Raw genomic sequence first — 25,404 nt, forward strand, 5'->3', positions numbered from 1 at the left:
CAGAATCAGCGGCGGCGTCTTCCGGCCGCCTGGTCTTCCCTGGGAGGGAGTGGAATGTCCGGTTCGGGAACGGTTACCCTCTCATTGCCCGAATACCAGTGTATGGAGTCCCATGAGCGGCCCCCCAGGTCTTCGTTGAACGCCAGGACATTTCTGGCCACCACGCTCATCTCCCAGGCCGTTCCGTGGCCGGGGCCAGGACGCTCCTGGCCGGGTCCCACGCCAAACTGCCGACCATGCTCAACGGCTACCAGGAATGCTTCATGGATGGATTCCGGAGTGTTCCAGTTTCCGTTATCGCCATTGCGATTGGGCATGCCGTCCAGCGTTATGGAAAGAGTGGTGTCCGGATCGCCCACCGCGGCCATGACATGGGACATCCAAACAGGGGTTCCGTTCACGTCATCAGCGTAAGCTCGGCCATTGTAGTTGTGGGCGTCAGGGTCGCCGTTCTCGCGAAGGTGTTTCGCCAGAACGTCGGACCCGAAATCGTCTCCGTTGACGCCGAGAACCACACTGTGCCTGCCGCCCTTCTTTCGGTGGGGGCAGGCCGACAGGCCCAGTGGGTCAATCCACGTGGTCGGGTTATGGACGTAGGCCGTCGGATTTGGTGCGGGAAGAAGGCCGAGTGGGTCCGGTGTGATGTAGCGGGCGGTGTCGGGGTCGTAGTAGCGCTGATTGTTGTAGTGGAGTCCGGTCTCCGGGTCGAAATACTGGCCGGGGAAACGGAGGGGCGTGTAGGCAGTGGCGTTGGTGTTCCAGGTCGTGGAGCCCCACAGGGTGGTGCGGGTACGCCAGGCGATGTTGCCGTCCTCATCCACGAGTTCGGCAGGGGTGCCGATCAGGTCTGTGACGATGGCAAAGAAGCGTTGGTCTATTTCTTGCTGCGGGGCTTCGGCCAGACTTTTGCGTTCAGCCTGAACGATGGGGTGCAGACCCTTGTGTTCCCAGGTGAGGGTGATCAGATGTGCGCCATCGGGTGAGGCGGTGGTCTGCTCGGCGAGGGTGTTGCCGTCCCAGGTGAAGTTGGTCTGTTCCAGAACCTGCCGGCCATCCGGGGCCAGGCGTTGTTTGGCGACCCGGCGGCCGAATGGGTCATAGATGTAGCGCCAGGTGCCGCCGCCCGGCGTGATGACCCGGACGAGCCGGTCTTCGGCATCCCACTCGTACCGCCACGTTTCGGGTTTGCGGGACAGCCTGGTCTTCTGCCGCAAGACGATACGGCCCTGCGCGTCGTGTTCATAACGAATGTCGCCGGCCCGCGTGATGCGGGTTCCCGTATACGTGCGCGGGCCGCGGGATTCGGGAGAGGGGTGCCGGTCGGACCAGTCGGCTTCGGTCTGGTTGCCGGACTCGTCGTAGGCATACCGTTCGGACCAGCCTTGGGCATGAACGGCAGTTACTCTGCCCGCGCTGTCGAGGTCGAAGGTGCGGGAACCATTCAGCTGATCATCAATTCCGGCGAGATTGCCGTCCGGGTGGTAGGAGTAGGAACGCCGCTGAAGGGGGCCTGACGGTGCGGTGAGGGACTGGTCGGTGAGCAGGCCGCTTGCGTCCCAGCTGTGGGTGAGGGTCAGATCTGTGCCGAAGTGACGGGCCAGTTCTTGGCCCGTGGGGTCGTATGCGAATCCGAGGGTGCGGCCGGAGGCGGTCAGGGCGGTACGGCGGCTTGCTGCGTCGTATTCCCAGTTGCTCGTTGCGCCTGCGGGGGTGGTGCGATGGGTGCGGCGTCCCAGGGCGTCATAGGCGAAGGTCGTGGTGCGGTCGTTTACGGTCTCGGTTACCACCCGGCCCAGAGAATCGCGCCGGTATTCCAGCTCAACGTCCGGAGCCGATGCCTGCAGCAGGCGCCCCGCCGGATCGTGTTGATATGAGGTGACCCGCCCGTCCGCATTCTTCGCCACGATCCTCCCGAGGGGGTCGTGGGTGTAGGTGACGGTTTGGCCGAGGGCGTTGGTGCGAGTGGCAAGTCGGCCGACCGGGGTGTGGGTGTATCTGAGGGTGCGGTTGTCGAAGTCGGTCTCGGATATCAGGTGGCCGGCCGGATCGTATTCATAAGTCCACGTCAGGCCTTGCTGGTTGGTGACGGACGTGAGCTGCAGCTCCGTGTCGTGGGTGAACTCGTAGCGAGCTCCGTCCTGGGTGGTTCGTGCCTTGAGCTGGTCGAAGTGGGTGTATTCAAAGGTGGTGACCCCGCCGGCTGCATTGGTGTGGGCGATGCAGTTGCCTTCGCCGTCGTATGTCCAGGACTGCTCCGAACCATCGGAGCCGGTATGGCCGGCCAGCCGTCCTTCCACCGTCCAGGCCAGACGGCTTGATGCACCCAGTGGATCGGTGACGGAGATGACACGACCGAAGGCATCGCGCTGGTAGCGGGTCTTAGCCCCCAGCGGATTGATGATGCGGAGAGGAAGCCCCGCCGGGTCGCATATGAGGGAGGTGGTGTTGCCCAGGGCATCGGTGACAGAAGTCGGACGGCCTTGTGCGTCGTAGCTGAAGCGGGTGGTGGCGCCGCTCGGATCGATGTGTGCCGTGCGATTGCCACGGCTGTCGTATTCGTCCCGCCAAGTGGACCCGTCCGCGCCGGTCACGGCAACCAGTCGACCGAGGCTGTTGTACTCGGCGATGGCCTGACGACCGTCCGGGCGGTTGATGGTGGTCAGGTGGCCGTGCTCGTCGTACGCGTACCGGGTGGTGTGGCCGAGGGGGTCGGTGACGGCCAGGGGACGGTCGTACGCGTCGTATTGGGTGCGGGTGGTGTGGCCGAGCGGGTCGGTCTCGGCGATGACCTGGAGCCGGTCGTTGATGAGGTAGCGGGTGGCATGCCCGAGAGAGTTCGTGGCGGTGGTGACTCGGTTGCCGGTTCCGGGCTCCGGTTGGCCGAAGTCGAAGCGGTAGCGCAGGTGGCCTTCGGCCCCGCCTTCAGCGACGCAGCGGCTGTGGTGGTCGTAGGTGTACTCGTAACGGCTGTCGTTGGTGTCGGTCCAGGCGACGAGACGGTGGTCGGTGTCGTACTCGAACCGGGTCGGGATGCCGGAGGAGTTCGTGAGGGTGGTGAGGTTGCCGTGCTCGTCGTGGCCGTAGGAAATGACCAGCACGTCGGTGCCGTCGGCAGCGGCGTCGGCGAGGTGCAGCGCGGTGATGTACCCGTTGCCGTCGGTGGTGATTTTGAGGTGGTAGCCGGCGGAGTGGCGGATGGCGAGCGGGGCGCCGGTTTCGTCGTCGTAATCGAAGGCGATCCGGTTGCCGTTGCGGTCCGACAACTCGTCCAGCACGGCGGTGCCGGGGGAGTGGCTTGCTTCGGTGAAGTAGCGGGTCTGCCCGGTGTCGGGGTCGTGGACGGCCCAGTCACCCCGGGGGGTTCGTGTCAGAGGCCAGCGCGGACCGTGGGCGGGCAGAACACGTTGGTCGGGCTCGGGAGTCTCGTAGGAGAGCAGCAGGCCGTTCTCGGTGACGAAGATGATGCCCTGGTCGTCGATCTCCAGGCGCTGGTCGGCCGTGGACGACCAGGACGGCCCCATATGGCGGCCCGCGCGGTATGACGACTCGAATCTCCGCGTGAACGTGAGAGGGAGAGCGCCGGGCAGGGCGATGTCGGTCTGGCGGAGGAAGACCCGGCCGGTGGCGACGTCCACCGGGTCACCGCAGTCCTTGACAGCCTTGTCGGTGCGAGTGCTGTTGTTGGGGTGTTCCTTGCCCAGTTGGGCGCGGGTCTTGTGGTTCCTGCCGCGTCCCTTGCCCGTGGAGTTCGCGGACGAGACGGAACCGTTGTCGGGTGATTTCGGGTCGTGCTTGTTCTTCTTGCCGATGCCTTTGAGGTGCTCGGCGATCTTTTCGTCGTTGTCGCGGTGGTTCTTGATCATCTGCTTGACGCCGCGCGTCATGTTCTCGTCGAGGTGCTTGGCGGTCTTCTTGACGCCGTCCTCGATGCCGTCGACGACCTTGTCCAGCACCACGTTCGCCGCATCCGCGATGGCGTCCTTGCCGCGGGTACGGCCGTGGTGGCTCCTGGCCCGGCCGATCTTGCCGCCGGCTTTGGTGCGGAACGTGCCGCTCGCGCTCTGCAGACCGGTTACGACGTTGTTGTGTTCGCCTTCGTCGAAGCTGAACCCGCTGCCGGCTCCCCCTCCGGACCTGCCCCCTCCACCGCCGCTTCCGCCTGCGCTGAGGAGCCCCGTCGTCGGGTTCGCGGCGGTTTCCTTGGCCGTACCCTTGGCGTCCTGTGCGCCCTGCCGGAGGCCGTCCCCGCCGGCCTTGGCGGTACGGCCGAGGTCGACACCGTCCTGGACGCCGAGGGCATTGGCGCCGAGCTGGACCACGAGGTCCCCGACCATTGCCCCGAGCGCTTCCTCAACCGGGGTGAGCGCGATGCTGACGACCTGCTCGGCGACCTGTTGGCAGACCTCTTTGAAGAGCCGTTTGAGGATCATCCGGGTGGCCTGCGTCGCACCCATCGCCCCCAATTCCGACAAGCCAAGGGTGAAGGGGGCTGCGGCCTGGGCGGCGATCACCTCCGCAGCGAGGATGCCCAGCTGGACCAGCGCGCCGATTTTCGCGCCCTCGATGAGGGTCGCGACACCGTCCATCGCCGTGCCCGCCTTGCGGCCGCACTCGGCAAGGCCCTTCAGATGTTTGCCGTTGACCTTGCCCCAGTGTGTGTTCAGTGCCTCCACGGCAAGGGAGCCGCCGGCCGAGCCGACCAAACCCTGGATGGCGGTGTGCGCCTGGTCGGCGCCCTCGGCAATGTCGTCGGCGAACTCCCGCATGGCGTCGGCCATGTCGCGGTAGTCGTCCTCGTCCACATTCGGCCACGACACGCCGATCAGGTCAAGCAGCTCATCCGCCCACCCAGGCAGAACCACACCCATCAGAACCCCCGTTCGATCATGATCGACTGGAACGTAAGTCAGATCGGTGGGCGGGGCAAGTGGCCAAATGGTCACGCGGGGGCGCCTGACGGCGGATTGGTGCTGCAGGGCACGCCCCACGGTCCGACGGTGTGGCGGAGGCGGGCGCTTGACGGTGCGGCGCTCTGTGCGCATCGGGGGGCGCGTCTCATGACGTCCTGCCGGGCGTCTGCATTCGCCCGTGGGCCGGGCCACGGCGCGTCCGGCATTCCGGCGTGCTCGGTGAGGGCCGCGCTCCTGTGGCAGGGTGTCGGCTCCGCCGCTACCGGAGCCACCGTCCTCCGGGGCCGGCGACGCACCGGAACATCCCGGCTGAAGGGCTACCACGCTTAGCGGGAAGACCGCCCCGGCGGGGCCCGGTTGCGGCGTCTACCAGGGCCGCGGCGTCTACCAGGGCACGACCTGCCCCTGGTGGTCGACAAAGTGCAGACCGGGCTCCGCTCGGTGGCGCTCGATCGTCTCCACCACCCCGGGAATGCTCTCCTCCACGCTGAGCTCGGCGTCCGGGCCGCCGAGCTCGGTGCGCACCCAGCCCGGGTCGACGAGCAGCAGTTTGCGCGTGTCCTCGGCGTGGCGGGCGGCGTAGCTGCGCATCAGCTGGTTCAGCGCGGACTTGCTGGCCCGGTAAAGATCCTGTCCGCCCTCGGTGTTCAGGGCGATGCTCCCCTGGTCGGAGGACATGACGCCGATGGTCCCGGTGGGCGCGACCAGCGGGCGCAGGGCTTCCACGACCCGCATCGGGCTGAGGGCGTTGGTGACCATGACCTCGGTGAACATGTCCGTCGGGACCTCGCCGATCGGGAGATCGCCGCGCGTGATGGCGGCGTTGACGAAGAGCAGGTCGAGGGTGCGCCGGGCCAGCCGGTCGCGCAGTGCCGAGATCTGCTCCGGCTCGGTCATCTCCAGCGACTCGATGGTCAGCCGCCCACCGGACGTTTCGGCCAGGTCGTGGAGGCCGGTGCGCCGGCTGCCGCGGACGGTGCCGATGACGTCCCAGTCGCGGCGCAGGTACGCGGCGGCGAGCCCGAGGCCCAGTGTCCGGGAGGCCCCGATGACGAGAGCGGTCCTGCGGGTGTCGGTCATGTGATTCCTCTGAGCCAGCTGGTCGGCGGGGCGGAGCGGCGGCCGTCCAACGGCGGCCGTGCGTGGCCCGCTTGACGGTTCAGTACCTCGGACATGAGGTGCGCCGTGCCGCCGGCGAGAGGTCCGCGTGGGTGCCGCCCGCCGGAGAGGCGATGGCGATCATGAGTCAAGTCTCCGAGGGGTTCCGCCGGGCGTCCAATACCCTTTCCGCCACGTTGATACCTTTCGGGCATGGATTTAGATCTGCGCAAGCTCCGCTATTTCGTCGCGGTGGCCGAGCACCGGCAATTCGGCCGGGCGGCTCAGGCGTTGTTCATCGCGCAGCCGGTCCTCAGTCGGCAGATCCGCGCATTCGAGGAGGAGTTGGGCTGCCTGCTGTTCACGCGGACCACGCGCAGCGTTGAACTGACCGCCGCGGGACGGCAGTTGTACGACGAGGCGCGCAGGATCACCACGGTGGTCGAGACGGCGCTGCGGCGCGTGCACGAGGCCGAGCGGGGCGAGCAGCGGCTCGTCGTGGCCTTCTCGCCCGGCCTGCGTGTGTCGGAGGCGATCTTGGCGTTCACGGCGAGCCATCCGAAGGTCGAGATCGATGTGTTTCCGCTGCGCTGGTGGGAGCAGGACGCGCCGCTGCGTGACGGCCGCGCGCACGTCGGACACCTCCGGCGCCCCTTCGACGACACGGGGCTGCGCACCGTCCCCATCGGTCACGAGGCCAAGGTCGCGTGCCTGCCCGTGACGCATCGGCTGGCCGGCCGTCGCACCCTCACGTCGGCCGCTCTCGACGGTGAGCCGGTCCTCGACGTCAGGACGCGGCGGACGTCCTCACTGGAGGAGAAGTTCGAGCTCATCGCCTCCGGGCAGGGCCTCGCGCTGGTTCCGGTCAGCGTCGCGCGCTCGTACTCCCGCCCCGATCTCGTCTACCTGCCCGTCACCGATGCCCCGCCCGTCGAGACCTGCCTGGCGGCGCCGGAGGACAACTGCGCGGGCCCCGTACCGGACTTCCTGGACATCGCCACCGCAACGCTGCGCCGGCACTCCGGCGAGGCGACGACGGAGGAAGCCGGTGCCGGTGCCGGAGCCGCGGGCCCGGCGCCCGGCGACAGCGGCCGCCCGGACGGAGAACCGGTGCGCGCGCCGTCCGCGGACTGACCGGGCGGGGGAGCGCCGGTACGCGGGAGAGGGCTCCTCCGCACTCCCGCCGCCGCGCTCCGCGCCCGAGGGTGTCGGGCGTCACCGGCCCGCCAAGTCCCGTCCCTCCCGCCGCCGCCCGTTCCCGGCCCGCACGCCATACTGGGGGCATGGCCTTGATCAACCCCAGCATCCTGTCCGCAGACTTCGCCCGCCTCGCCGAGGAGGCGCAGGCCGTCAAGGGCGCCGACTGGCTGCACGTCGACGTCATGGACAACCACTTCGTCCCGAATCTCACCCTCGGTGTGCCGGTGGTCGAGTCGCTGAGCAAGGCGACGGACACCCCCCTCGACCTGCATCTGATGATCGAGGACCCGGACCGCTGGGCGCCGCAGTACATCGAGGCCGGAGCCGGGTCGGTGACCTTCCATGTGGAGGCGGCGGCCGCGCCGGTGCGGCTGGCGCGGGAGATCCGGGCCAAGGGTGCGCGGGCGTCGATGGCGCTGAAGCCGGCCACCCCGATCGAGCCGTACGAGGACCTGCTCCCCGAGCTCGACATGGTGCTGATCATGACCGTGGAGCCCGGCTTCGGCGGCCAGGCGTTCCTGGACATCATGCTGCCGAAGATCCGCCGCACCCGTGAACTGATCTCCCGGCACGGCCTGCAGCTGGGGCTCCAGGTGGACGGCGGGGTCTCGGCGGCCACCATCGAGCGGTGCGCCGACGCGGGCGCCGATGTGTTCGTGGCGGGCTCCGCGGTGTACGGCGCGGACGACCCGGCCAAGGCGGTCCGGGACCTGCGCGAGCAGGCCGAGACGGCGACCGCGGCGGCGGGCTGGGGCTGCGCGCACTGAGTGCGAGGGGCGGGAGCCGGGGCCCGGCTGATTCACGCCACGGGAATCCGCCCGTGGCGGGGGCCGTGCCGCCCGTTGTACGGGGCGCAACCGAGCGTTCACGAGGGTCGGGACGGTCATGGTCCCCGTTGCCGCCGGGTTTCTGAAAGGATGAGCAAAGACTCGATCAGATGCGCAAAAGGGGAGAATTTCGTGGTAGCCAGCCGCCCACAGTCCGGAATGGGCCCTGCCGAGCTGGTGCAGGCCGCGGCCATGGCCCGCCGTTTCTATCTTGAGGGCAAGTCGAAGATCCAGATCGCGGAGGAGTTCGGCGTCAGCCGGTTCAAGGTCGCGCGGGTGCTGGAGACCGCCCTGGAACGTGATCTCGTACGGATCGAGATCCGGGTGCCCTCCGAGCTGGACGCCGAACGCTCCGACGCCCTGCGGGCCCGCTACGGCCTGCGGCACGCGGTCGTCGTCGAGTCGCCCGCTGACGCTCCCCCCGCCTTCGGCGGCCAGACGCCGCCCGACGACGCCGCGGACCCGGAGAACCTGGGCGAGGTCGCGGCCGATCTCCTCGGTGAGCTGGTCACCGAGGGCGATGTGCTGGGGCTGGCGTGGGGCCGGTCGACCATTCATATGGCGGCCGCGCTGCACCGCCTCCCGCCGTGCACCGTGGTGCAGTTGACCGGTGTGTACGACGCCGGTACCGCCGACCGCGGCTCGGTCGAGGCGGTGCGCCGTGCGGCCGATGTCGCCGGCGGCGAGGCGCATCCGATCTATGCGCCGATGCTGCTGCCCGACTCGGCGACCGCCGAGGCGCTGCGCCGCCAGACCGGGATCGCCCGCGCGTTCGAATACTTCGACAAGGTCACCGTCGCCTGTGTCTCCATCGGTTCCTGGGAACCGGGCGTCTCGACCGTGTACGACATGCTCTCCGAGCAGGAGCGGGAGCACTACGCCTCGCTGGGGGCGGCCGCCGAGATGTCGGCGCACCTCTTCGACGCCGAAGGGCGCCGGATCGGCCGGGACCTCGGCGAGCGCTGCATCACCGTCGAGGCGGACCGGCTCCGCCGTATCCCGGAGGTCGTCGCCATCGCCGGCGGCCGGCGCAAGGCCGACGCGATCGGCGCGGTGCTGCGCTCCGGGCTGGTGACCAGCCTGGTCACGGACACCGCCGCGGCCGACCACCTGCTGCTGGAGACCGGCCCCGGGCCGCGCCCCGCGCTGGACCGGGCGGATCCTGACGGAGCGTGACCCGCGCCGGGCGGGGCGTGGCGGCGGACGGCCCCGCGTGACCGCTCCACCGGCCCGCCGCCCCGCCTGTGCGTGAGGGCGCCCGCCCGTGCGGACCGCCCCGCCGGCCTCGCGACGCCGCCCCTGCGCGACCGCCCCGCCGCCCCGCCCCCGTGCACCCCCGGCGCCGGTCATCGACGAGCAGCCTGCGCGGCCCTGTGACAGCATCGGCGCATGGTGATCCGCTCCGTCCCGCGTCGTGCCGCCGCTGTCCTCGGCACGCTGCTCGCCGGGCTGCTCCTCGTGCTGACCGGCTGTGCCACGGGCGGTGGCGCAGGCGGGAGTTCGTCCGGATCGCCGCGGTCCACCGCCACGGCCGCCGCCGATGCGCCGGGTCCCTCCGGGGCTCCGGACCGGCCGCGGGGCATGCCGGTCGTGCCGGCCGGCGCGCTGCCCGCCCAGGCGCGGGACACCCTCCGGCTCATCGATGCCGGCGGTCCCTTCCCGTATCCGCAGGACGGCACCGTCTTCGGCAACCGTGAGCGGCTGCTGCCCCGTCAGCCGCGCGGCTACTACCACGAGTACACGGTGCCCACGCCCGGTTCGCCGGACCGCGGAGCCCGCCGGCTCGTCACCGGACACGGCCATGAGACGTACTACACCGACGACCACTACCGGACCTTCAAGGCGGTGCTTCGATGACGGGTTCCGTGCCCCGGCCGCTCGCTGCGGTGCTCGACGGACGTACGCCCCCCGGGGTGCTGCCCTGGCCCGCGGAGCGCTCGGTGGCCCAGGCGCTGGACGCCGCGCGGGACGCCGGCTGGACCGGCACGTCCCTGGACCTGGAGGGGGTCGCGGACAAGGCCGCCTTCATGGACCGGTGCGCCCGCGCCTTGCGGCTGCCGGACTGGTTCGGCCGCAACTGGGACGCGCTCGCCGACTGCCTCACCGATCTGTCCTGGTGCCCCGCCGACCGCGGCCGGCTGCTCGTCGTGACGGGCTGGCAGGGCTATGCGGCCGCGTCGCCGGACGAGTGGAGCATCGTCGAGGGCGTCCTGGCGGATGCGGTGGGCTACTGGCGTGACACGGACACCGGGCTGGCCGTGATCATGGCCAGGGGGCGGGACCGGCAGGGCGTCTAGGACAGCCCCTGGCGGCGGCGCACCGGGCCTGACCGGCGGCGATGCGGTGCGGCCCGCCAAGCGGCGGAGCACCCCCGTTCCGGCGTTGCTCTCCCCGCCGTTCACGGCACCTTTGGCGGATCGCACACACGGCCGGGGAAAGCCTCGGATTATCACATGAGCCCTGGTCAGGGCCCGTATCCTGGCCGTATGCGATTCCTGAATCCGAAGAATGGCGCGCTCGAAGAGAGTTCTTCGGTGCCCTACGACCTGACCTACGACGATGTGTTCATGGTGCCCGGCCGCTCCGCCGTGGGCTCCCGTCAGGGAGTGGACCTGTCCTCCCATGACGGGACCGGTACCACCATCCCTCTCGTGGTCGCCAACATGACGGCGATCGCCGGCCGCCGGATGGCCGAGACCGTTGCCCGCCGTGGTGGTCTGGTCGTCATTCCGCAGGACATCCCGCTCGATGTCGTCACCGACGTGGTGACCTGGATCAAGCGCCGCCATCTGGTCCTGGACACCCCGATCGTGCTGTCCCCGGTCGCGACCGTCGCCGACGCCCTGGCGCTGCTGCCCAAGCGGGCGCACGGCGCGGGCATCGTCGTCGAGGGCGGCCGCCCGGTCGGCGTCGTCACCGAGCACGACCTGGCCGGGGTGGACCGCTTCACCCAGGTGGCCGAGGTCATGTCCAGGGACCTGCTCGTCCTGGACGCGGACATCGACCCGCGGGAGGCCTTCAACCGCCTGGACGCCGCCAACCGCAAGCTCGCGCCCGCGGTGGACGCGGACGGCATGCTGATCGGCATCCTCACCCGCAAGGGCGCGCTCCGCGCCACCCTGTACACCCCCGCCACGGACGCCAACGGCAAGCTGCGGATCGCGGCCGCCGTCGGCATCAACGGCGATGTGGCCGGCCGCGCCAAGGCGCTGCTGGACGCCGGTGTGGACACCCTCGTCGTGGACACCGCGCACGGCCACCAGGAGTCGATGATCACCGCGGTCCGCGCCGTCCGCGGGCTGGACCCGCAGGTCCCGATCGTGGCGGGCAACATCGTTGCCGCCGAGGGCGTCCGCGATCTGATCGAGGCCGGCGCGGACATCATCAAGGTCGGCGTCGGACCGGGCGCGATGTGCACCACCCGGATGATGACCGGCGTCGGCCGGCCGCAGTTCTCCGCGGTCCTGGAGTGCGCCGCCGAGGCGAAGAAGTTCGGCAAGCACGTCTGGGCCGACGGCGGGGTGCGCCACCCCCGCGATGTCGCGATGGCGCTGGCGGCGGGCGCCTCCAACGTCATGGTCGGCTCCTGGTTCGCCGGCACCCTGGAGTCGCCCGGTGACCTCCAGCACACCGCCGACGGCCGGCCGTACAAGGAGAGCTTCGGGATGGCCTCCGCGCGTGCCGTGCGCAACCGTACGAGCGATGAGTCGGCCTACGACCGGGCCCGCAAGGGACTCTTCGAGGAGGGCATCTCCACCTCGCGGATGTTCGTCGACCAGGCGCGCCCCGGCGTCGAGGACCTGATCGACTCGATCATCGCGGGGGTCCGCAGCTCCTGCACCTACGCGGGCGCCGGCTCCCTGGCGGAGTTCGCCGACAAGGCCGTGGTCGGGGTGCAGAGCGCCGCCGGCTACGCCGAGGGCAAGCCGCTGCACGACAGCTGGAACTGACCCGCCGCGGGACGTACCCCGCCCCTGGCACCGCCGCTCACCGGCCCCGCACCGACTCGGTGCGGGGCCGGTCGGCTATCCGGAACCCGGGCCCCCGTTCCGCCGCACCCTCTCGGAGCCCGTACGATCGAACCCCGGCGCGCAACGAACGGCTGCCCGGCGCGCCGGTGCGCAACGATCAGTCACTGTTGCGCAAGGAACCTGCATTACGGCAGGTCAGCGGCGGGCCGTAAGGTCATGCGCTGTACGTGGAGTGACGGAGTCCGTCTGCTCGGCGGTCTCCTGCTGCGGGTTGCTTCGGCATGCCCGTGTACCGACCGCTGCCGGTCGTCGTCCTCCGTACCTCATCTGATCGGCAGCGATAAAGGAGCCACCCCAGTGTTGGAGCACGGCGCAGCCCCACCCGTAGGGCCCCCACCGCATTCCTCCGGAGGCCTCGGCACCCGGTTGATGCGGCGCAAGCCCGTCGAGCGGCTGGTCGCCGAGGGCGGCAAGGGCGAGGGGGGAACGCTCCGCCGCTCGATGGGCATGTGGCAGCTGACCATGATCAGCATCGGCGCCACGCTCGGCACCGGCATCTTCGTGGTCCTCGGCGAGGCCGTCCCGGACGCCGGTCCCGCGGTCATCCTCTCCTTCGTCATCGCCGGTATCACCGCCCTGTTCTCCGCGCTGTCCTACGCCGAGCTGGCCGGCACCATCCCGGTCTCCGGATCGTCGTACTCCTACGCCTACGCCACCCTCGGTGAGCTGGTCGCCTGGGTCTGCGGCTGGTGCCTGATCCTGGAGTACGGCGTCTCGGTCGCGGCCGTCGCCGTGGGCTGGGGCCAGTATCTGAACGAGCTGCTGGACGGCACGCTGGGGTTCACCATCCCGGACGCGCTGTCCCAGCCGCCCGGTGACGGCGGCGTCTTCAACCTGCCGGCCCTGCTGGTCGTGCTGCTGGCGATGGCGTTCCTGCTGGGCGGGGCCAAGGAGAGCGCCCGCGCCAACACGATCATGGTCATCGTCAAGATCATCGCCCTGCTGCTGTTCTGCGGCGTTGCCGTGCAGGGCGTGAAGTCGGGCAACTACGCGAACTTCATGCCGATGGGCATGGCGGGGGTCAGCGCGGCGGGCGCCACCCTGTTCTTCTCGTACATCGGCTTCGACGCCGCCTCCACCGCCGGTGAGGAGGCCAAGAACCCGCAGCGCGACATGCCGCGCGCGATCATGCTCTCGCTGGTGATCGTCACCGCGCTGTACTGCCTGGTTGCGGCCATCGCCGTGGGCGCGATGCCCTGGCAGAAGTTCAAGGGCTCGGAGGCCGCGCTCGCCGGGATCATGAAGGACGTCTCCGGCCAGAGCTTCTGGGCCGTGCTGCTCGCCTTCGGCGCGGTCATCGCCATCGCCAGCGTCGTGCTGACCGTGCTCTACGGCCAGACCCGCATCCTCTTCGCGATGTCCCGGGACGGGCTGGTGCCGAAGGTGTTCGCCAAGGTGCACCCGAAGAGCGGTGCGCCGCGGGCCAACACCGTGATCGTCTCGCTGTTCTGCGGCATCCTCGCCGCCGCGGTGCCGCTGGGCCAGCTGGCCGACGCCACCAGCATCGGCACGCTGTTCGCCTTCGCGCTGGTCAATGTCGCGGTGATCGTGCTGCGCCGCACCCGCCCCGATATGCCGCGCAGCTTCCGGACCCCGCTCTCGCCGCTCTTCCCGGCGATCGGATTTCTGCTGTGCCTCTACATGATGGGCAGCCTCGGCGCCGTGACCTGGGTGGTCTTCGGTGTCTGGATGGTCGTGGGCCTTGTGGTCTACTTCGGTTACGGCTTGCGCCGCTCCCGATTGGCCACCGCAGAGAAGTGATCCACCCGCAGTGCGACTGAACGATCTCGACGAACGCATCGTCCACGCCCTCGCCGAGGACGCCCGCCGCAGCTACGCCGATATCGGCCAGGAGGTCGGGCTGTCCGCGCCGGCCGTCAAGCGCCGGGTGGACCGGCTGCGGGCCGACGGCGCGATCACCGGCTTCACCGTACGGGTCGATCCGGCCGCGCTCGGCTGGGAGACCGAGGGGTTCATCGAGATCTACTGCCGCCGCAACACCTCGCCCGAGGCGATCCACCGCGGCCTGTCGCGCTACCCGGAAGTGGCGTCCGCCTCCACCGTCACCGGTGAGGCGGACGCCGTCGTCCAGGTCTTCGCCTCCGACATGCGGCACTTCGAGCGGGTGCTGGAGCGCATCGCGGGCGAACCGTTCGTGGAGCGGACGAAATCCGTCCTGGTGCTCTCGCCGCTGCTGCGGCGCTACAGCTCGGGGGCGCCGGGCTAGATGTGCTGTCCCGGCCCATGGGCTCCATGCCTTTCAGGCCGGAATCCGGCCCTGCCCGTCCCGTGCACCGGTACGCAGGCCGCGCACCACGGCGAGGCCCAGCACCAGCACCACGCCCGCCGCGATCCGGTAACCCAGCGCCATGGCGGCGGTGAACGCGGTGGCCGCGGCGGCCCCGCCCCCGGTACCCGAGGCGAAGCGCACGGACAGTACGGTGCCCACCACGGCGATCCCCAGCGCCGCACCCAACTCCCGTGCGGCACCCTGGAGTCCGGACCCCATGCCGGAGCGCCGGGCCGGTACGGACGCCACGATCGCATGCGACAGCGTCGGCATCGCCAGCCCCGCACCGGCCGACATCACCAGGAGAAACACCAGGTAGAGGACGTACGGGGTGTGGGCGTCCGCGGTGGAGAGCAGCAGCAGACCGGCCGCGATCAGGGCCAGTCCCGCGCCCGCCGTCCAGGCCTCACCGGCCCGCCGCGCCGCGCGCAAGCCGTACTTCGTCACGGCCATCATCCCGACGGCCAGCGGCACGATCGCGCAGCCCGTCTGCAGCGGTGAGTACCCCTTCACGTACTGCAGGAACTGGGCGTTGACGTAGAAGAGCGCGAACATCCCGAAGAAGGTGACGGCGATGCCGATGCTGCCGGCGCGGAGCCGTGGCAGCCGGAACAGCCGGGGATCCAGTACCGGCTGCGCCGCCCGCAGGCCGTGCCGTACGAACACCGCGAACACCACCACTGCCAGGGCGAAGGCGCCGGTCACCGGGGCGGAGGTCCAGCCCAGGCCCGGGCCTTCGATGATGCCGAAGAGCAGTGCCGCCGCCCCGAGGACCAGCAGCGCCGAGCCGGGCAGATCGAGTGCCGCGGTCTGCCGGGGAATCCGGGGCGCGGCCGCTGCGACCCAGCTCAGCAGGGCCAGGGCGAGGGGCACATACGCCCAGAACAGCCCTTGCCAGGGCAGGTATTGCAGGATCAGCGCGCCGCCCGCGTTGCCCGCCATCCCGCCGATGCCGACCGCCGTGCTCCAGGCGGCCACCGCCCCGGTCTTGCGGTCCGGCGGAGCGGCGTGCAGCAGTACGGACATGGTCGCCGGCACCAGGAGCGCGGCCCCCGCACCCGAGAGGGCCCGGCCCGCCAGCAGCACCGGCAGCCCGGCCGCCGACGCGCTCAGCAGCGCACCCACGGCGAATACGCCGAGCCCCGTGAGCAGCACGCCCTTGCGGCCCACCCGGTCGCCGAGCGCACCGGCCGGGATCAGCAGCCCCGCGAAGACCAGCACATAGGTGTCGACGATCCACAGCAGCTGGGCGGGGGAGGGGTGCAGCCCGCTTGCGGCGATCTTGGGTATCGCGAGATTGATCGCGGCCACCAGCGACTGCGCGACCAGCACACAGGCGCACATCGCGGCCGTCACCGAGCGCCGCCGGGCGGGGGCGCCGACGGGCAGGGGAGGGGAGTCAGGAAGGGAACTCGGAGGGGAGCCCGGAAGGGAACCAGGAGGAGACGCGGTCGAGGTCATGGCCGGGACGCTAGAGTCCCGATGAGTTGACCTCAAATGCAAGGTGTGCAATCCATGATTGCGCGAGACGCAAACATCGACCTCAACCTGCTGACGGCGCTGGACGCCCTGCTCGAAGAACAGAGTGTGACCGCGGCCGCCGACCGGCTCGGACTCTCCGGACCGGCCATGAGCCGGGCGCTCGGCCGCATCCGCCGCACCATCGGCGACCCGGTCCTGGTCCGCGCCGGCCGCCACATGGTGCCCACCCCGCGCGCCCTGGAGATCAGGGCCGAGGTACGCCGGGTGGTGGAGGCGGCGCACGGCGTGCTGGCCCCGTCCCCGCCGGCCGACCCGGCCCGACTGGCCCGGGTGTTCACCCTCTACGCCAATGACCTCGTGGTCACCGCGCTCGGCCCGCGGCTGGTCGCCCGCGTCGCCGAGGAGGCCCCGCAGGTCGTGGTCCGCTTCCTCGGTGAGAGTCATATCGATGTGCCGCTGCTGCGGGACGGCGCGGCGGACCTGGAGCTCGGTGTGATCGACAGCCACGAGCCGGAGATCCGCAGGGAGGAGCTGTTCGTCGACCACATGGTTGCGGTGGTGCGCGAGGGGCACCCGCTGACCACCGGGAAGCTCACCGCGCGGAGGTTCGCCGACGCCCCGCACCTCAACTTCTCCCGGCGCGGCCGGCTGACCGGCCCCCTCGATGCGGCGCTCGCCGAACGCGGGCTGCGGCGCACGGTGATCGCCACCGTCCCGACCTTCGCCGCCTCGCTGCTGATGGTCCGGGACACCGATGCGGTCGGCCTGGTCAATGCCCGGACCGGCAGCTCGACGGTCCGCGGGCTGGGGCTGCGCACCCTGCCGATCCCGTTCGCGCTGCCACAGATGACCATGGAGATGGCGTGGCACCCGCGCCATGAGGCCGACGCGGGGCACCGCTGGCTGCGCGGGATGGTGCAAAGGACGGTACGGGAGCTCCTGGCAGACCTGGACCTGCCGCCCGGCGAGGGCTGAACGCGGCGGCCGCCGCGGCGTGCGGACGGCGGCCCCGGGGCATCCCGCTCGTCCGCACGCCGAGGGGCCCGCGGCCACCGGGAGCCGGGGCCGGCGCGCACCGAGAGCCCGGGTGTGCACGGGCCCGCTGCCCCTGCGGCCTGGCACGCAACGAATCTTCGAACAGTCCCTTGAACGCGCAACGAATCGTCCCTCGGCGCGCAACGGTGACTCCTTGTCCCCCGTCGTCGGCGGCCCGTACCGTCAATGCGTCCATCCGTACCGTCCTCGCCGAGGGGTCCCATGACGTCGCTGCACACCGCCCTGCTCCAGAGTTCGGGCCGGCCCGGCGATGTCGCGCACAACCTGCGGGTCCTCGACGACGCGGCCCGCGAGGCGGCGGCGACCGGCGCCGGACTGCTCGCCTGCCCCGAGCTGTTCCTCACCGGCTATGCCATCGGCGCCGACGTCCACCGCCTCGCCGAGACCGCCGACGGCGCCGGCGCACAGGCCATCGGGAAGATCGCCGCCGAGCACGGCATCGCGGTGCTCTACGGCTACCCCGAGCGCGCCGCGCAGGACGAGAGCGACAGCGCCGCGGTGTACAACTCGGCGCAGCTCATCGGGCCGGACGGCAGCCGCCTCGCGAACTACCGCAAGACGCATCTCTTCGGCTGCTTCGAGCGCGAATGGTTCACCCCGGGGGAGCGGGCCGTCGTCCAGGCCGAGCTGGCCGGCCTGAGGATCGGCCTGCTGATCTGCTACGACGTGGAGTTCCCGGAGAACGTCCGGGCCCATGCGCTGGCCGGCACCGATCTGCTGCTGGTGCCCACCGCGCAGATGCACCCCTTCCAGTTCGTCGCCGAGTCCGTCATCCCGGTCCGCGCCTTCGAGAACCAGATGTACCTCGCGTACGTCAACCGCGTCGGCGCGGAGGGCGAGTTCGAGTTCGTCGGCCTCAGCTGCCTGGCCGGCCCGGACGGTGTCGTCCGCACCCGCGCCGGCCGCACCGAGCAGCTGGTACGGGCCGAGGTCGACCCCGCCTTCCTCAAGGAATCCCGGGCGGACAACCCCTATCTGCACGACCGCCGGCCGGAGCTGTACGGCCCGCTGACCTGAACCGACCTCGCTCCACCCCCTGATCCGACCCGCCCGACCCCCCTCTGATCCACCGCAGGCCGACCCCCCTGATCCGCCGCAGGCCGGACCACCCGGCCCGCGCCGCCCTGCCTGCTGTGCCCTGTCTGCAAGGAGTCCGTCCCCGATGACGTCCACGGTGCCCACCGCCGCCCACCACGCGGATGCCCAGCCGCCGATCACCATGTTCGGCCCGGACTTCCCGTACGCCTACGACGACTTCCTCGCTCACCCGGCGGGCCTCGGCCAGATCCCCGCGATCGAGCACGGCAAGGAGGTCGCGGTCATCGGCGGCGGCCTCTCCGGCATCATCACCGCCTACGAGCTGATGAAGATGGGCCTCAAGCCCGTCGTCTACGAGGCGGACCGGATAGGCGGCCGGCTGCGCACCATCGGCTTCGAGGGCACCCCGTCCGATGCCGCGGGCCTGACCGCGGAGATGGGCGCGATGCGCTTCCCGCCGTCCTCGACGGCGCTCCAGCACTACATCGACCTGGTGGGCCTCGCGACCAAGCCGTTCCCCAACCCGCTGGCCCCGGACACCCCCTCGACCGTCGTCGACCTCAAGGGCGAGTCCCACTACGCGCGTACGGTCGAGGACCTTCCCGAGGTCTACCACCAGGTGATGGACGCCTGGAACGCCTGCCTGGAAGAGGGCGCGGACTTCTCCGACATGAACCAGGCGATCCGCGAGCGCGACGTCCCGCGCATCCGCGAGATCTGGTCCCACCTCGTCGAGAAGCTCGACAACCAGACCTTCTACGGCTACCTCTGCGACTCGACAGCCTTCAAGTCCTTCCGTCACCGGGAGATCTTCGGCCAGGTCGGCTTCGGCACCGGCGGCTGGGACACCGACTTCCCCAACTCCATCCTGGAGATCCTGCGGGTCGTCTACACCGAGGCCGACGACCACCACCGCGGCATCGTCGGCGGCAGCCAGCAACTGCCGCTGCGCCTGTGGGAGCGCGAGCCCGCCAAGATCGTGCACTGGGCGCCGGGCACCTCGCTGTCGTCGCTGCACGAGGGTGCCCCGCGGCCCGCGGTGACCCGCCTGAACCGCACCGCCGGCAACCACATCACGGTGACCGACGCCGACGGCGACATCCGCACCTACGAGGCCGCCGTCTTCACCGCGCAGTCCTGGATGCTGCTGAGCAAGATCGACTGTGACGATGCGCTGTTCCCCATCGACCACTGGACGGCGATGGAGCGCACCCACTACATGGAGTCCAGCAAGCTCTTCGTGCCCGTCGACCGGCCGTTCTGGCTCGACAAGGACGAGGACACCGGCCGGGACGTCATGTCGATGACGCTGACGGACCGGATGACCCGCGGTACCTATCTGCTCGACAACGGCCCGGACGAGCCCGCCGTCATCTGTCTCTCCTACACCTGGTGCGACGACAGCCTCAAGTGGCTGCCGCTGGACGCGAACGAGCGGATGGAGGTCATGCTGAAGTCGCTGTCGGAGATCTATCCGAAGGTCGACATCCGCAAGCACATCATCGGCAACCCGGTCACCGTGTCCTGGGAGAACGAGCCCTACTTCATGGGCGCCTTCAAGGCGAACCTCCCCGGCCACTACCGCTACCAGCGCCGCCTGTTCACCCACTTCATGCAGGACCGGCTCCCCGAGGACAAGCGGGGCCTGTTCCTCGCGGGCGACGACATCTCCTGGACCGCGGGCTGGGCCGAGGGCGCCGTGCAGACCGCACTGAACGCGGTGTGGGGCGTGATGCACCACTTCGGCGGTGCGACCGACGCCACGAACCCGGGCCCGGGCGACGTCTACGACGCGATCGCACCGGTCGAACTGCCCGAGGACTAGCTCCTCCAGGGCCCAGGGCCAGGGCCAGGGCCGGTTGCACACGGTGTCCTCGCAGGCGTCCCGGGGGCGCCGCGACACGGTGGCCGGGGTGGTGGCCGGATCAGCCGGGCAGCGGAGTCAGCAGCATCCGTCCGACCAGGCCCACCCCGGCATCCAGCCGCTCGGTGAGCTCTTCGGCCACCTCCGGCAGCCGGCGTACGCCCCACAGCGCCCTGGCTGCCACCCAGGCGCCGTCCCTGGCCTTGTCCAGGCTCCACGACCCGATCAGATGCGTCAGCGGATCGGCCACGTCCAGCACATCGGGGCCGGGCATCAGCCGCTCGCGGATCCGCTCCTCCAGGCCTGTCAGCACCCCGCCGACCCGGTCGAAGTCGCTTTCCAGCGCGGCCGGTTCGCACTCCAGTGCCCGGCAGGTGTCCAGCACCGCCAGTGCCAGGTCGTGGCCGATGTGGGCATTGATCCCGGCCATCGCGAACTGCAGCGGATGCACGCCCGGGTGACGGCGGAGCTGGAAGAGCGGACGCCAGCAGGCCGGTGGCCGCAGCCCGGCGGCCGTGGCGTCCACCGCGTCGAAGTACCGCCGCGCGAAATGCACGTCCAGCTCGCCCGCGGCCGCCGGGTCCTGGAACGCGCCGTCCCCGATCTGCCGCGCCACGGCCTCGGTGACCGCCAGGTAGACCCCGTTGAAGACGGCCACCCCGTCCTCGGCGGGCAGCGCCTCGGCCAGCGCTCGCATCCGGGCGAGTACGTCCGCCACATCCGTCGCGGCCTTGGACTCCGGTCGGGCGGGTGGCCGGGCGGCGGGCCCCGCGAGCGGGGCCGGCCTGCCGCGGATGTCATGGCGCTGCGTCGTCGTCATCCACTCAGCGTGACATCTCGGTTACGGATAGGGAGGTTGGCTTCGGCTCGTTGACCGGAACGAGGTACCGAACGGCGCGCCTCGTTGTGGTGCGGGAGCGGACGCGGGTCGCCGCCGCCGGGCCGCGTCTGGCCGCGCCGGGCTGAAGGTTCCTCGGATACCCAGCGGCGCCTCCTCGGATATCCAGCGGCTTCAGTTTGTCCAGAAGCAGTCGTTCGACTATGAATCACCTCGGCTCTGTGACGTGCAGGGCGTCGCGGAGTGGAGAGTGATCATGGCCGGCCTCGGGTGGACAGTGCATGGAGACGGGCGGCATCTGAAGCCCGGCGAGGTGGTCAGGCCCGGGGAGCGCCTGACATGGGGGCGGACGATCGCGCTCGGCGCCCAGCATGTCGTATCGATGATCGGGGCGTGTTTCGTTGCCCCCGTGCTCATGGGTCTGGACCCCAGCCTTGCCCTGATGGCGTCGGGTGTGGCCACCGCACTGTTCTTGGTGATGACCGGCGGGCGCATCCCCAGCTACCTGGGCTCCTCGCTCTCCTTCGTGGGCGTGTCCGCCGTGATCGCGGGCCAGGGGGGCGACGCCGGCACGCTGACGGGGGCGATGCTCGTGGTCGGTGCCGCTCTGGCCGGCTGTGGCATCGTCATCCATGCCGTCGGGGCGCGGGTGATCCACGCCGTGCTCCCGCCGGTGGTGACCGGTGCGGTCGTGATGCTGATCGGCTTCAACCTCGCCCCCGTCACGGCGTCCACGTACTGGCCGCAGGACCAGTGGACAGCTCTGGCGACGATGCTGTTCACCGGACTCGCTCTCGTCGTACTGCGGGGCTTCTGGTCGCGGATCGCCATCTTCCTGGGCCTGGTCTTCGGCTATGCGCTGTCCTGGATTCTTGACCGCACCGCGGGAAAGATCCACTCGGTCAATGGCGCGGGCAAGCTCACGGATCACTGGCGCATCGACTTTTCGGGAGTCGTCAAGGCTGACTGGATCGGCCTTCCCGCATTCCACGCACCGAACTTCTCGGCCTCCGCGGTCCTCGTCGCGCTGCCGGTCCTCATCGCGCTGATCGCGGAGAATGCCGGACACATCAAGGCGGTCGGTGCCATGACCGGTGACCCCTTGGAGGACAAGATGGGCGTGGCCATCATCGCCGATGGCACCGCAACGGTCCTGTCGACCGCGGTGGGCGGCCCCGCCACCACGACCTACGCCGAGAACATCGGCGTGATGGCGGCCACCAGGGTCTACTCCACTGCGGCTTACTGGGCGGCGGCCGGCTTCGCCCTGCTCTTCGGCCTGTGCCCGAAGTTCGGCGCGGTGGTGGCGGCGATTCCCGGCGGCGTGCTGGGCGGTATCACCGTCATCCTCTACGGCATGATCGGCCTGTTGGGAGCCCAGATCTGGGTGCGGAACAAGGTGGATTTCTCGGTCCCGCTGAACCTCATTCCCGCGGCGGCCGGGATCATCATCGCCATTGGAGGTGTCTCGTTGAAGTTCACCGAGCACTTCGAACTGAGCGGCATCGCCTTGGGGACGCTCACCGTGCTCACCGGCTACCACGCCCTGCGCTGGCTCTCCGGGGCGGCAGGCCGGCCCCGCACGCCCCTCCTCGACGCCGGGACCAGCGAGTACACGGAGCCCACGGACGGGGAGGACTGACGCGACGCGGGCACCGCCGCCGCACCCGGTCCGCCGCGCCGCCCGATTCCGGGACAGGTCTCGGAGAGCGACGAGCGGGCGCGGCTTGATGCCCGCGGCTGAGATCCGGCCTTCAGGCTGTTGCCGCGGAGCGCACCTGCTCGGCTTTCCGTTTGTCGAGGGCGACTCGGACCAGCGCCGCGGCGAGTTGTGGCAGGTCGGCCTCGTCCACGAGGGACGCCAGTTTCCTGGCGGAGGTGGGGAGTCCGAGGCGCTGCGCCCCGTCCAGCACCTTGCGGTCGAGGGAGCCTGATGCCCGCCTGGGCGGCGTAGGTCCGGCCGTGCTGGTCGAGCAGTGCCCGCACCATGGCTTCGTCCTTCTTGCTCATGACGCACTCACCTTCCCGGGCGGCTCACGGCGCGAAACGCGCATCAGTCCAGGCCGGTTCGAGCGGCCGCGGCAGCTACGCGATGACCGTTTCAGCGTGCCCCCGCTGCCTACAGCCTGCAAACGATCCTGGAGTCACGGACGCTGCAGCCACTCGGTGTACCAGCCGCGGAAGTCAGGGCTCACCGGGACGAAGCCGCCCCAGTCCGGGTCGATCCGCCAGATCTCGCCCACTCTCGGGCCGGTCAGGACCAGCCGGATGAACATGCCGCAGCCCTCTTCGGCCAGCATGAGCGTGCCCCGGGTCAGTTCACCGGCCGATGCGCCGATCCGGCCGGGCAGGGGTTCGGTGAGGGGGAACGGCGCGGCCAGTCGGCCCGGCAGTCGGTCCTCTTCCCACTCGTCGTCCACGGCCCACTCGTCGTCGGCCTCCGGCCGGGGGGTGGTCAACGGCATCAGCCCGTGGCCGGGACCGGCGGGGCCGTTGCCCACCACCGCGACGAAAGACCGGTACTCCGCCGGCAGACCGACCCCGTGGGCTTCCTCGAACGCCCCGATCTCCGCCTCCGGCAGCGCGGGCGCCAGCTCGTACCGGTGGGTATCCGCCCCGAAGCGCGCCCGCTCCCCGTCCTGTGCTGCCATCTCCCGTATCCGGGCGCGTACGGTGCGCTCGTCCCAGCTCTCCATTCAGGGACCGTAACAAAGGGCGCCCTCCGGGTCCGGCGGGACTCCATCCCGGCGGACAGAGCATCCTAAGCGGCCGCTTACGATGGCCTCGGTTCGTCATAGGAATGCCACCCGCACCATCAGCACTATCTGCACCATCCGCCTCAACAGCGCCGGCCGGCGCCCCCAGCCCCCAGGAGCACCACCCGTGAGCGTCGAAACCCTGCAGACCACCACCGTTCCGTACGGCGAACTGGTCCCCGTCACCGTCCACTTCGACGACCTCGACGCGCTCGGCATGCTCCACAATTCCCGCTACCCGCTGCTGGCCGAGCGCGCCTGGGCGGAGTACTGGCACGGCCGTGGCTTCGGTTTCGACGGCGACTGGGCCGCCGCGGGCGATATGTGCAACGTCATCAAGGAGATGCAGGTCTCCTACGAGCGTCCCCTCACCCGTCCCGGCCGCTATGCGGCACACCTCTGGGTCGCCCGCCTCGGCCGCACCGGCCTCACCTACGGCTTCCGGATCTGCTCGGCCGACGGCAGCGAGACCTACGCCCACGGCCACCGGGTGCTGGTCCGCGTCGATGCGCAGACGCTGCGTCCCACTCCCTGGTCCGACCGCGCCCGGAGCATCGCGGCGCAGCTGCTCCGGCCGGAGGAGCCGGACGCGGGCGCCGAGGCGGACGCGGCCTGACCCGTCGCCGATCCGGAGCGGCAGGGCTCGCTCCGCAGCCGCCGGCGATCCGGAGTTGCCGGGCTCACGACCGCAGCCCTCTCCCGTCCTGGAGCGACCGGGCTCACGACCGCTCCAGGTCGCCGGTCACCACGGGGGTGCTGCCGGATGCCGTACGGCTCGGCACCCGCAGGACCCGCGCGCCCAGCACCAGCCCGCACGCCAACACCGTCACCAGCATGAACGACGCCGTCAGCGAGGCCGCCTGGGCGATACCGCCGATCGCGGACGGGGCGATCAGCCCGGAGGTGTAGGTGATCGTGGCGACACCCGCGATCGCCTGGCTGGGGGCCGGACCGCTGCGCCCGGCGGCCGCGAAGGCCAGCGGGACCACGACCGCGATCCCGAGGCCCATCAGGCCGAACCCGCCCAGGGCCATGGCCGGATGCCGGGCCGCGATGATCAGCAGTCCGCCGGCCGCCGCCAGCACCCCGCCGGCCCGCACCGTGTGCACCGGGCCGAAGCGGGCCACCACCTTGTCCCCGGCCAGCCGGGCGGCGGCCATGGTGCAGGCGAAGACGGTGGTCGACGCGGCGGCCAGGCCCGCATCGGTGCCCAGTGCGTCGCGGAGGTAGACCGCCGACCAGTCCAGGCCGGCGCCCTCCGCGAAGACCGCGCAGAACCCTATGGCCCCGATGAGCAGCGCCGACCTCGGCGGCAGCGCGAAGCGCGGCGGCGGATGCTCCTCGGGGGCGCTGCGCAGATCCAGTACCCCCTGGCAGGCGAGCGCGCCGAGCAGGGTCAGGACGAGCGCCGCACCGGCCAGATGGAGCCGGGCGTCCCACCCGGCGTGTGCGGCCACGGTGCCGGCTGCCGAGCCGAGCAAAGCGCCCGCACTCCACATGCCGTGCAGCCCCGACATGATCGGTTTGCCGAGCCGGTCCTCGGTCTCCACGCCCAGCGCATTCATCGCGACGTCCGACGTCCCGGCGGCCGCGCCGTACAGCAGCAGTGCCGGGCACAGGGTGGAGAGGCCGGGGGAGAGGGCGGGCAGGAGCAGCGACAGGGTCCACAGGGCGAGCAGACCGCGCAGTGCGGTGCGGGCGCCGAAGCGGTGGCTGATCCGGCCGGCCAGCGGCATCGCCAGGGACGCACCGATCGCGGGGAAGGCGAGGGCCAGGCCGAGCTGGCCCGGGGACATGCCGGTGTGGTCCTGGATCCAGGGGATACGGGTCGCGAAGTTGCCGGTGACCGAGCCATGAATGAGGAACACCAGGGCCACGGAGCGGCGGGCGCGACGCAGCTCATCGCGGGGGAGCGGGGTGACGTCGTGGGGGACACCGTTGCCAGCCATGGCGCGTAAATTATCAGGAACCCTGCCTGATAATAAGGGTGTTGACCCGACCGGAGGGAAGACTC

General features: G+C 70.5%; 20 protein-coding genes. 13 read left to right on the plus strand and 7 right to left on the minus strand.

Going from position 1 to position 25,404, the window contains the following annotated elements:
• Nucleotides 1-5 precede the first annotated feature (5 nt).
• Both OHS81_RS30845 and OHS81_RS30850 read right to left on the minus strand, forming a co-directional pair.
• Nucleotides 6-4,868 carry an RHS repeat-associated core domain-containing protein gene (locus OHS81_RS30845; RefSeq protein ID WP_328388652.1) on the minus strand — a complete coding sequence of 1,621 codons (4,863 nt, stop codon included), beginning with the start codon at nucleotides 4,866-4,868 and terminating at the stop codon, nucleotides 6-8.
• A 426-nt stretch (nucleotides 4,869-5,294) separates the two neighbouring features.
• Nucleotides 5,295-5,990: an SDR family oxidoreductase gene (locus OHS81_RS30850; RefSeq protein WP_328388653.1), complete on the minus strand. Its 696-nt coding sequence runs from the start codon at nucleotides 5,988-5,990 to the stop codon at nucleotides 5,295-5,297.
• 231 nt (nucleotides 5,991-6,221) lie between these two features.
• Between OHS81_RS30850 and OHS81_RS30855 the strand changes: the two genes are divergently transcribed.
• The 8 genes from OHS81_RS30855 to OHS81_RS30890 all read left to right on the plus strand — a co-directional run bounded on the left by OHS81_RS30855 (nucleotide 6,222) and on the right by OHS81_RS30890 (nucleotide 14,293).
• A complete protein-coding gene (locus OHS81_RS30855) occupies nucleotides 6,222-7,142 on the plus strand; it encodes a LysR family transcriptional regulator (protein ID WP_328388654.1) in 921 nt (306 codons plus the stop codon).
• Nucleotides 7,143-7,291: 149 nt separating this feature from the next.
• On the plus strand, nucleotides 7,292-7,975 hold the full coding sequence (rpe, locus tag OHS81_RS30860) for a ribulose-phosphate 3-epimerase (protein WP_328388655.1): 684 nt from the start codon (nucleotides 7,292-7,294) through the stop codon (nucleotides 7,973-7,975).
• A 219-nt stretch (nucleotides 7,976-8,194) separates the two neighbouring features.
• Complete coding sequence (locus OHS81_RS30865) at nucleotides 8,195-9,211, plus strand: sugar-binding transcriptional regulator (RefSeq protein ID WP_129297385.1); 1,017 nt, start codon at nucleotides 8,195-8,197, stop codon at nucleotides 9,209-9,211.
• 213 nt (nucleotides 9,212-9,424) lie between these two features.
• Nucleotides 9,425-9,892 (plus strand): ribonuclease domain-containing protein, encoded by a 468-nt coding sequence (locus OHS81_RS30870; protein WP_328388656.1) that lies wholly within the window; start codon nucleotides 9,425-9,427, stop codon nucleotides 9,890-9,892.
• Entirely contained in the window at nucleotides 9,889-10,332 is a 444-nt protein-coding gene (locus tag OHS81_RS30875; protein WP_328388657.1) for a barstar family protein, read from the plus strand. Before OHS81_RS30870 ends, OHS81_RS30875 begins: the two co-directional genes overlap by 4 nt.
• Before the next feature lie 189 nt (nucleotides 10,333-10,521).
• Nucleotides 10,522-11,985: a GuaB1 family IMP dehydrogenase-related protein gene (locus tag OHS81_RS30880; RefSeq protein WP_328388659.1), complete on the plus strand. Its 1,464-nt coding sequence runs from the start codon at nucleotides 10,522-10,524 to the stop codon at nucleotides 11,983-11,985.
• Between the two features lie 378 nt (nucleotides 11,986-12,363).
• Nucleotides 12,364-13,827 (plus strand): amino acid permease, encoded by a 1,464-nt coding sequence (locus OHS81_RS30885; protein WP_443058787.1) that lies wholly within the window; start codon nucleotides 12,364-12,366, stop codon nucleotides 13,825-13,827.
• Between the two features lie 10 nt (nucleotides 13,828-13,837).
• Entirely contained in the window at nucleotides 13,838-14,293 is a 456-nt protein-coding gene (locus tag OHS81_RS30890) for an Lrp/AsnC family transcriptional regulator (protein WP_030076492.1), read from the plus strand.
• Nucleotides 14,294-14,326: 33 nt separating this feature from the next.
• Here the strand turns inward: OHS81_RS30890 and OHS81_RS30895 are convergent, their stop codons facing one another.
• Complete coding sequence (locus tag OHS81_RS30895; RefSeq protein WP_328388663.1) at nucleotides 14,327-15,817, minus strand: MFS transporter; 1,491 nt, start codon at nucleotides 15,815-15,817, stop codon at nucleotides 14,327-14,329.
• 54 nt (nucleotides 15,818-15,871) lie between these two features.
• Here OHS81_RS30895 and OHS81_RS30900 point away from each other — a divergent pair, with 54 nt between their 5' ends.
• The 3 genes from OHS81_RS30900 (at nucleotide 15,872) to OHS81_RS30910 (ending at nucleotide 19,757) form a co-directional block, all read left to right on the plus strand.
• Nucleotides 15,872-16,813, plus strand: a complete 942-nt coding sequence (locus tag OHS81_RS30900; protein WP_328388665.1) for a LysR family transcriptional regulator — start codon at nucleotides 15,872-15,874, stop codon at nucleotides 16,811-16,813.
• Between the two features lie 282 nt (nucleotides 16,814-17,095).
• On the plus strand, nucleotides 17,096-17,911 hold the full coding sequence (locus OHS81_RS30905; RefSeq protein ID WP_328388667.1) for a carbon-nitrogen hydrolase family protein: 816 nt from the start codon (nucleotides 17,096-17,098) through the stop codon (nucleotides 17,909-17,911).
• Nucleotides 17,912-18,056: 145 nt separating this feature from the next.
• Entirely contained in the window at nucleotides 18,057-19,757 is a 1,701-nt protein-coding gene (locus OHS81_RS30910; protein WP_328388669.1) for a flavin monoamine oxidase family protein, read from the plus strand.
• Between the two features lie 100 nt (nucleotides 19,758-19,857).
• On the opposite strand, the gene OHS81_RS30915 is transcribed toward OHS81_RS30910, so the two are convergent.
• Nucleotides 19,858-20,616 (minus strand): DUF5995 family protein, encoded by a 759-nt coding sequence (locus OHS81_RS30915; protein ID WP_443058788.1) that lies wholly within the window; start codon nucleotides 20,614-20,616, stop codon nucleotides 19,858-19,860.
• A gap of 274 nt (nucleotides 20,617-20,890) precedes the next feature.
• On the opposite strand from OHS81_RS30915, the gene OHS81_RS30920 reads away from it, so the two are divergent.
• On the plus strand, nucleotides 20,891-22,276 hold the full coding sequence (locus OHS81_RS30920; protein WP_328388671.1) for a uracil-xanthine permease family protein: 1,386 nt from the start codon (nucleotides 20,891-20,893) through the stop codon (nucleotides 22,274-22,276).
• A gap of 112 nt (nucleotides 22,277-22,388) precedes the next feature.
• On the opposite strand, the gene OHS81_RS30925 is transcribed toward OHS81_RS30920, so the two are convergent.
• Together OHS81_RS30925 and OHS81_RS30930 are read right to left on the minus strand one after the other, a co-directional pair.
• Entirely contained in the window at nucleotides 22,389-22,547 is a 159-nt protein-coding gene (locus OHS81_RS30925; protein WP_328388673.1) for a hypothetical protein, read from the minus strand.
• Between the two features lie 231 nt (nucleotides 22,548-22,778).
• Nucleotides 22,779-23,330: an SMI1/KNR4 family protein gene (locus OHS81_RS30930; RefSeq protein WP_328388675.1), complete on the minus strand. Its 552-nt coding sequence runs from the start codon at nucleotides 23,328-23,330 to the stop codon at nucleotides 22,779-22,781.
• 187 nt (nucleotides 23,331-23,517) lie between these two features.
• Between OHS81_RS30930 and OHS81_RS30935 the strand changes: the two genes are divergently transcribed.
• Nucleotides 23,518-24,006 (plus strand): acyl-CoA thioesterase, encoded by a 489-nt coding sequence (locus OHS81_RS30935; RefSeq protein ID WP_328388677.1) that lies wholly within the window; start codon nucleotides 23,518-23,520, stop codon nucleotides 24,004-24,006.
• A 103-nt stretch (nucleotides 24,007-24,109) separates the two neighbouring features.
• Here OHS81_RS30935 and OHS81_RS30940 read toward each other — a convergent pair whose 3' ends face one another.
• Nucleotides 24,110-25,339: an MFS transporter gene (locus OHS81_RS30940; RefSeq protein WP_328388679.1), complete on the minus strand. Its 1,230-nt coding sequence runs from the start codon at nucleotides 25,337-25,339 to the stop codon at nucleotides 24,110-24,112.
• Between the last annotated feature and the right edge of the window lie 65 nt (nucleotides 25,340-25,404).

Source organism: Streptomyces sp. NBC_00400 (assembly GCF_036048035.1).
In the GTDB taxonomy this organism is placed as follows: Bacteria; Actinomycetota; Actinomycetes; order Streptomycetales; family Streptomycetaceae; genus Streptomyces.

What these genes read in the sequence shown, in the direction of transcription:
- OHS81_RS30880 (WP_328388659.1), top strand. Translation starts at nt 10,522, where the DNA reads ATGCGATTCCTGAATCCGAAGAATGGCGCGCTCGAAGAGAGTTCTTCG.
- OHS81_RS30900 (WP_328388665.1), top strand. Translation starts at nt 15,872, where the DNA reads ATGATTGCGCGAGACGCAAACATCGACCTCAACCTGCTGACGGCGCTG.
- OHS81_RS30865 (WP_129297385.1), top strand. Translation starts at nt 8,195, where the DNA reads ATGGGCCCTGCCGAGCTGGTGCAGGCCGCGGCCATGGCCCGCCGTTTC.
- OHS81_RS30855 (WP_328388654.1), top strand. Translation starts at nt 6,222, where the DNA reads ATGGATTTAGATCTGCGCAAGCTCCGCTATTTCGTCGCGGTGGCCGAG.
- OHS81_RS30845 (WP_328388652.1), bottom strand. Translation starts at nt 4,868, where the DNA reads ATGGGTGTGGTTCTGCCTGGGTGGGCGGATGAGCTGCTTGACCTGATC.
- OHS81_RS30850 (WP_328388653.1), bottom strand. Translation starts at nt 5,990, where the DNA reads ATGACCGACACCCGCAGGACCGCTCTCGTCATCGGGGCCTCCCGGACA.
- OHS81_RS30875 (WP_328388657.1), top strand. Translation starts at nt 9,889, where the DNA reads ATGACGGGTTCCGTGCCCCGGCCGCTCGCTGCGGTGCTCGACGGACGT.
- OHS81_RS30910 (WP_328388669.1), top strand. Translation starts at nt 18,057, where the DNA reads ATGACGTCCACGGTGCCCACCGCCGCCCACCACGCGGATGCCCAGCCG.
- OHS81_RS30895 (WP_328388663.1), bottom strand. Translation starts at nt 15,817, where the DNA reads ATGACCTCGACCGCGTCTCCTCCTGGTTCCCTTCCGGGCTCCCCTCCG.
- OHS81_RS30915 (WP_443058788.1), bottom strand. Translation starts at nt 20,616, where the DNA reads ATGACGACGACGCAGCGCCATGACATCCGCGGCAGGCCGGCCCCGCTC.
- OHS81_RS30905 (WP_328388667.1), top strand. Translation starts at nt 17,096, where the DNA reads ATGACGTCGCTGCACACCGCCCTGCTCCAGAGTTCGGGCCGGCCCGGC.
- OHS81_RS30940 (WP_328388679.1), bottom strand. Translation starts at nt 25,339, where the DNA reads ATGGCTGGCAACGGTGTCCCCCACGACGTCACCCCGCTCCCCCGCGAT.
- rpe (WP_328388655.1), top strand. Translation starts at nt 7,292, where the DNA reads ATGGCCTTGATCAACCCCAGCATCCTGTCCGCAGACTTCGCCCGCCTC.
- OHS81_RS30870 (WP_328388656.1), top strand. Translation starts at nt 9,425, where the DNA reads ATGGTGATCCGCTCCGTCCCGCGTCGTGCCGCCGCTGTCCTCGGCACG.
- OHS81_RS30920 (WP_328388671.1), top strand. Translation starts at nt 20,891, where the DNA reads ATGGCCGGCCTCGGGTGGACAGTGCATGGAGACGGGCGGCATCTGAAG.
- OHS81_RS30930 (WP_328388675.1), bottom strand. Translation starts at nt 23,330, where the DNA reads ATGGAGAGCTGGGACGAGCGCACCGTACGCGCCCGGATACGGGAGATG.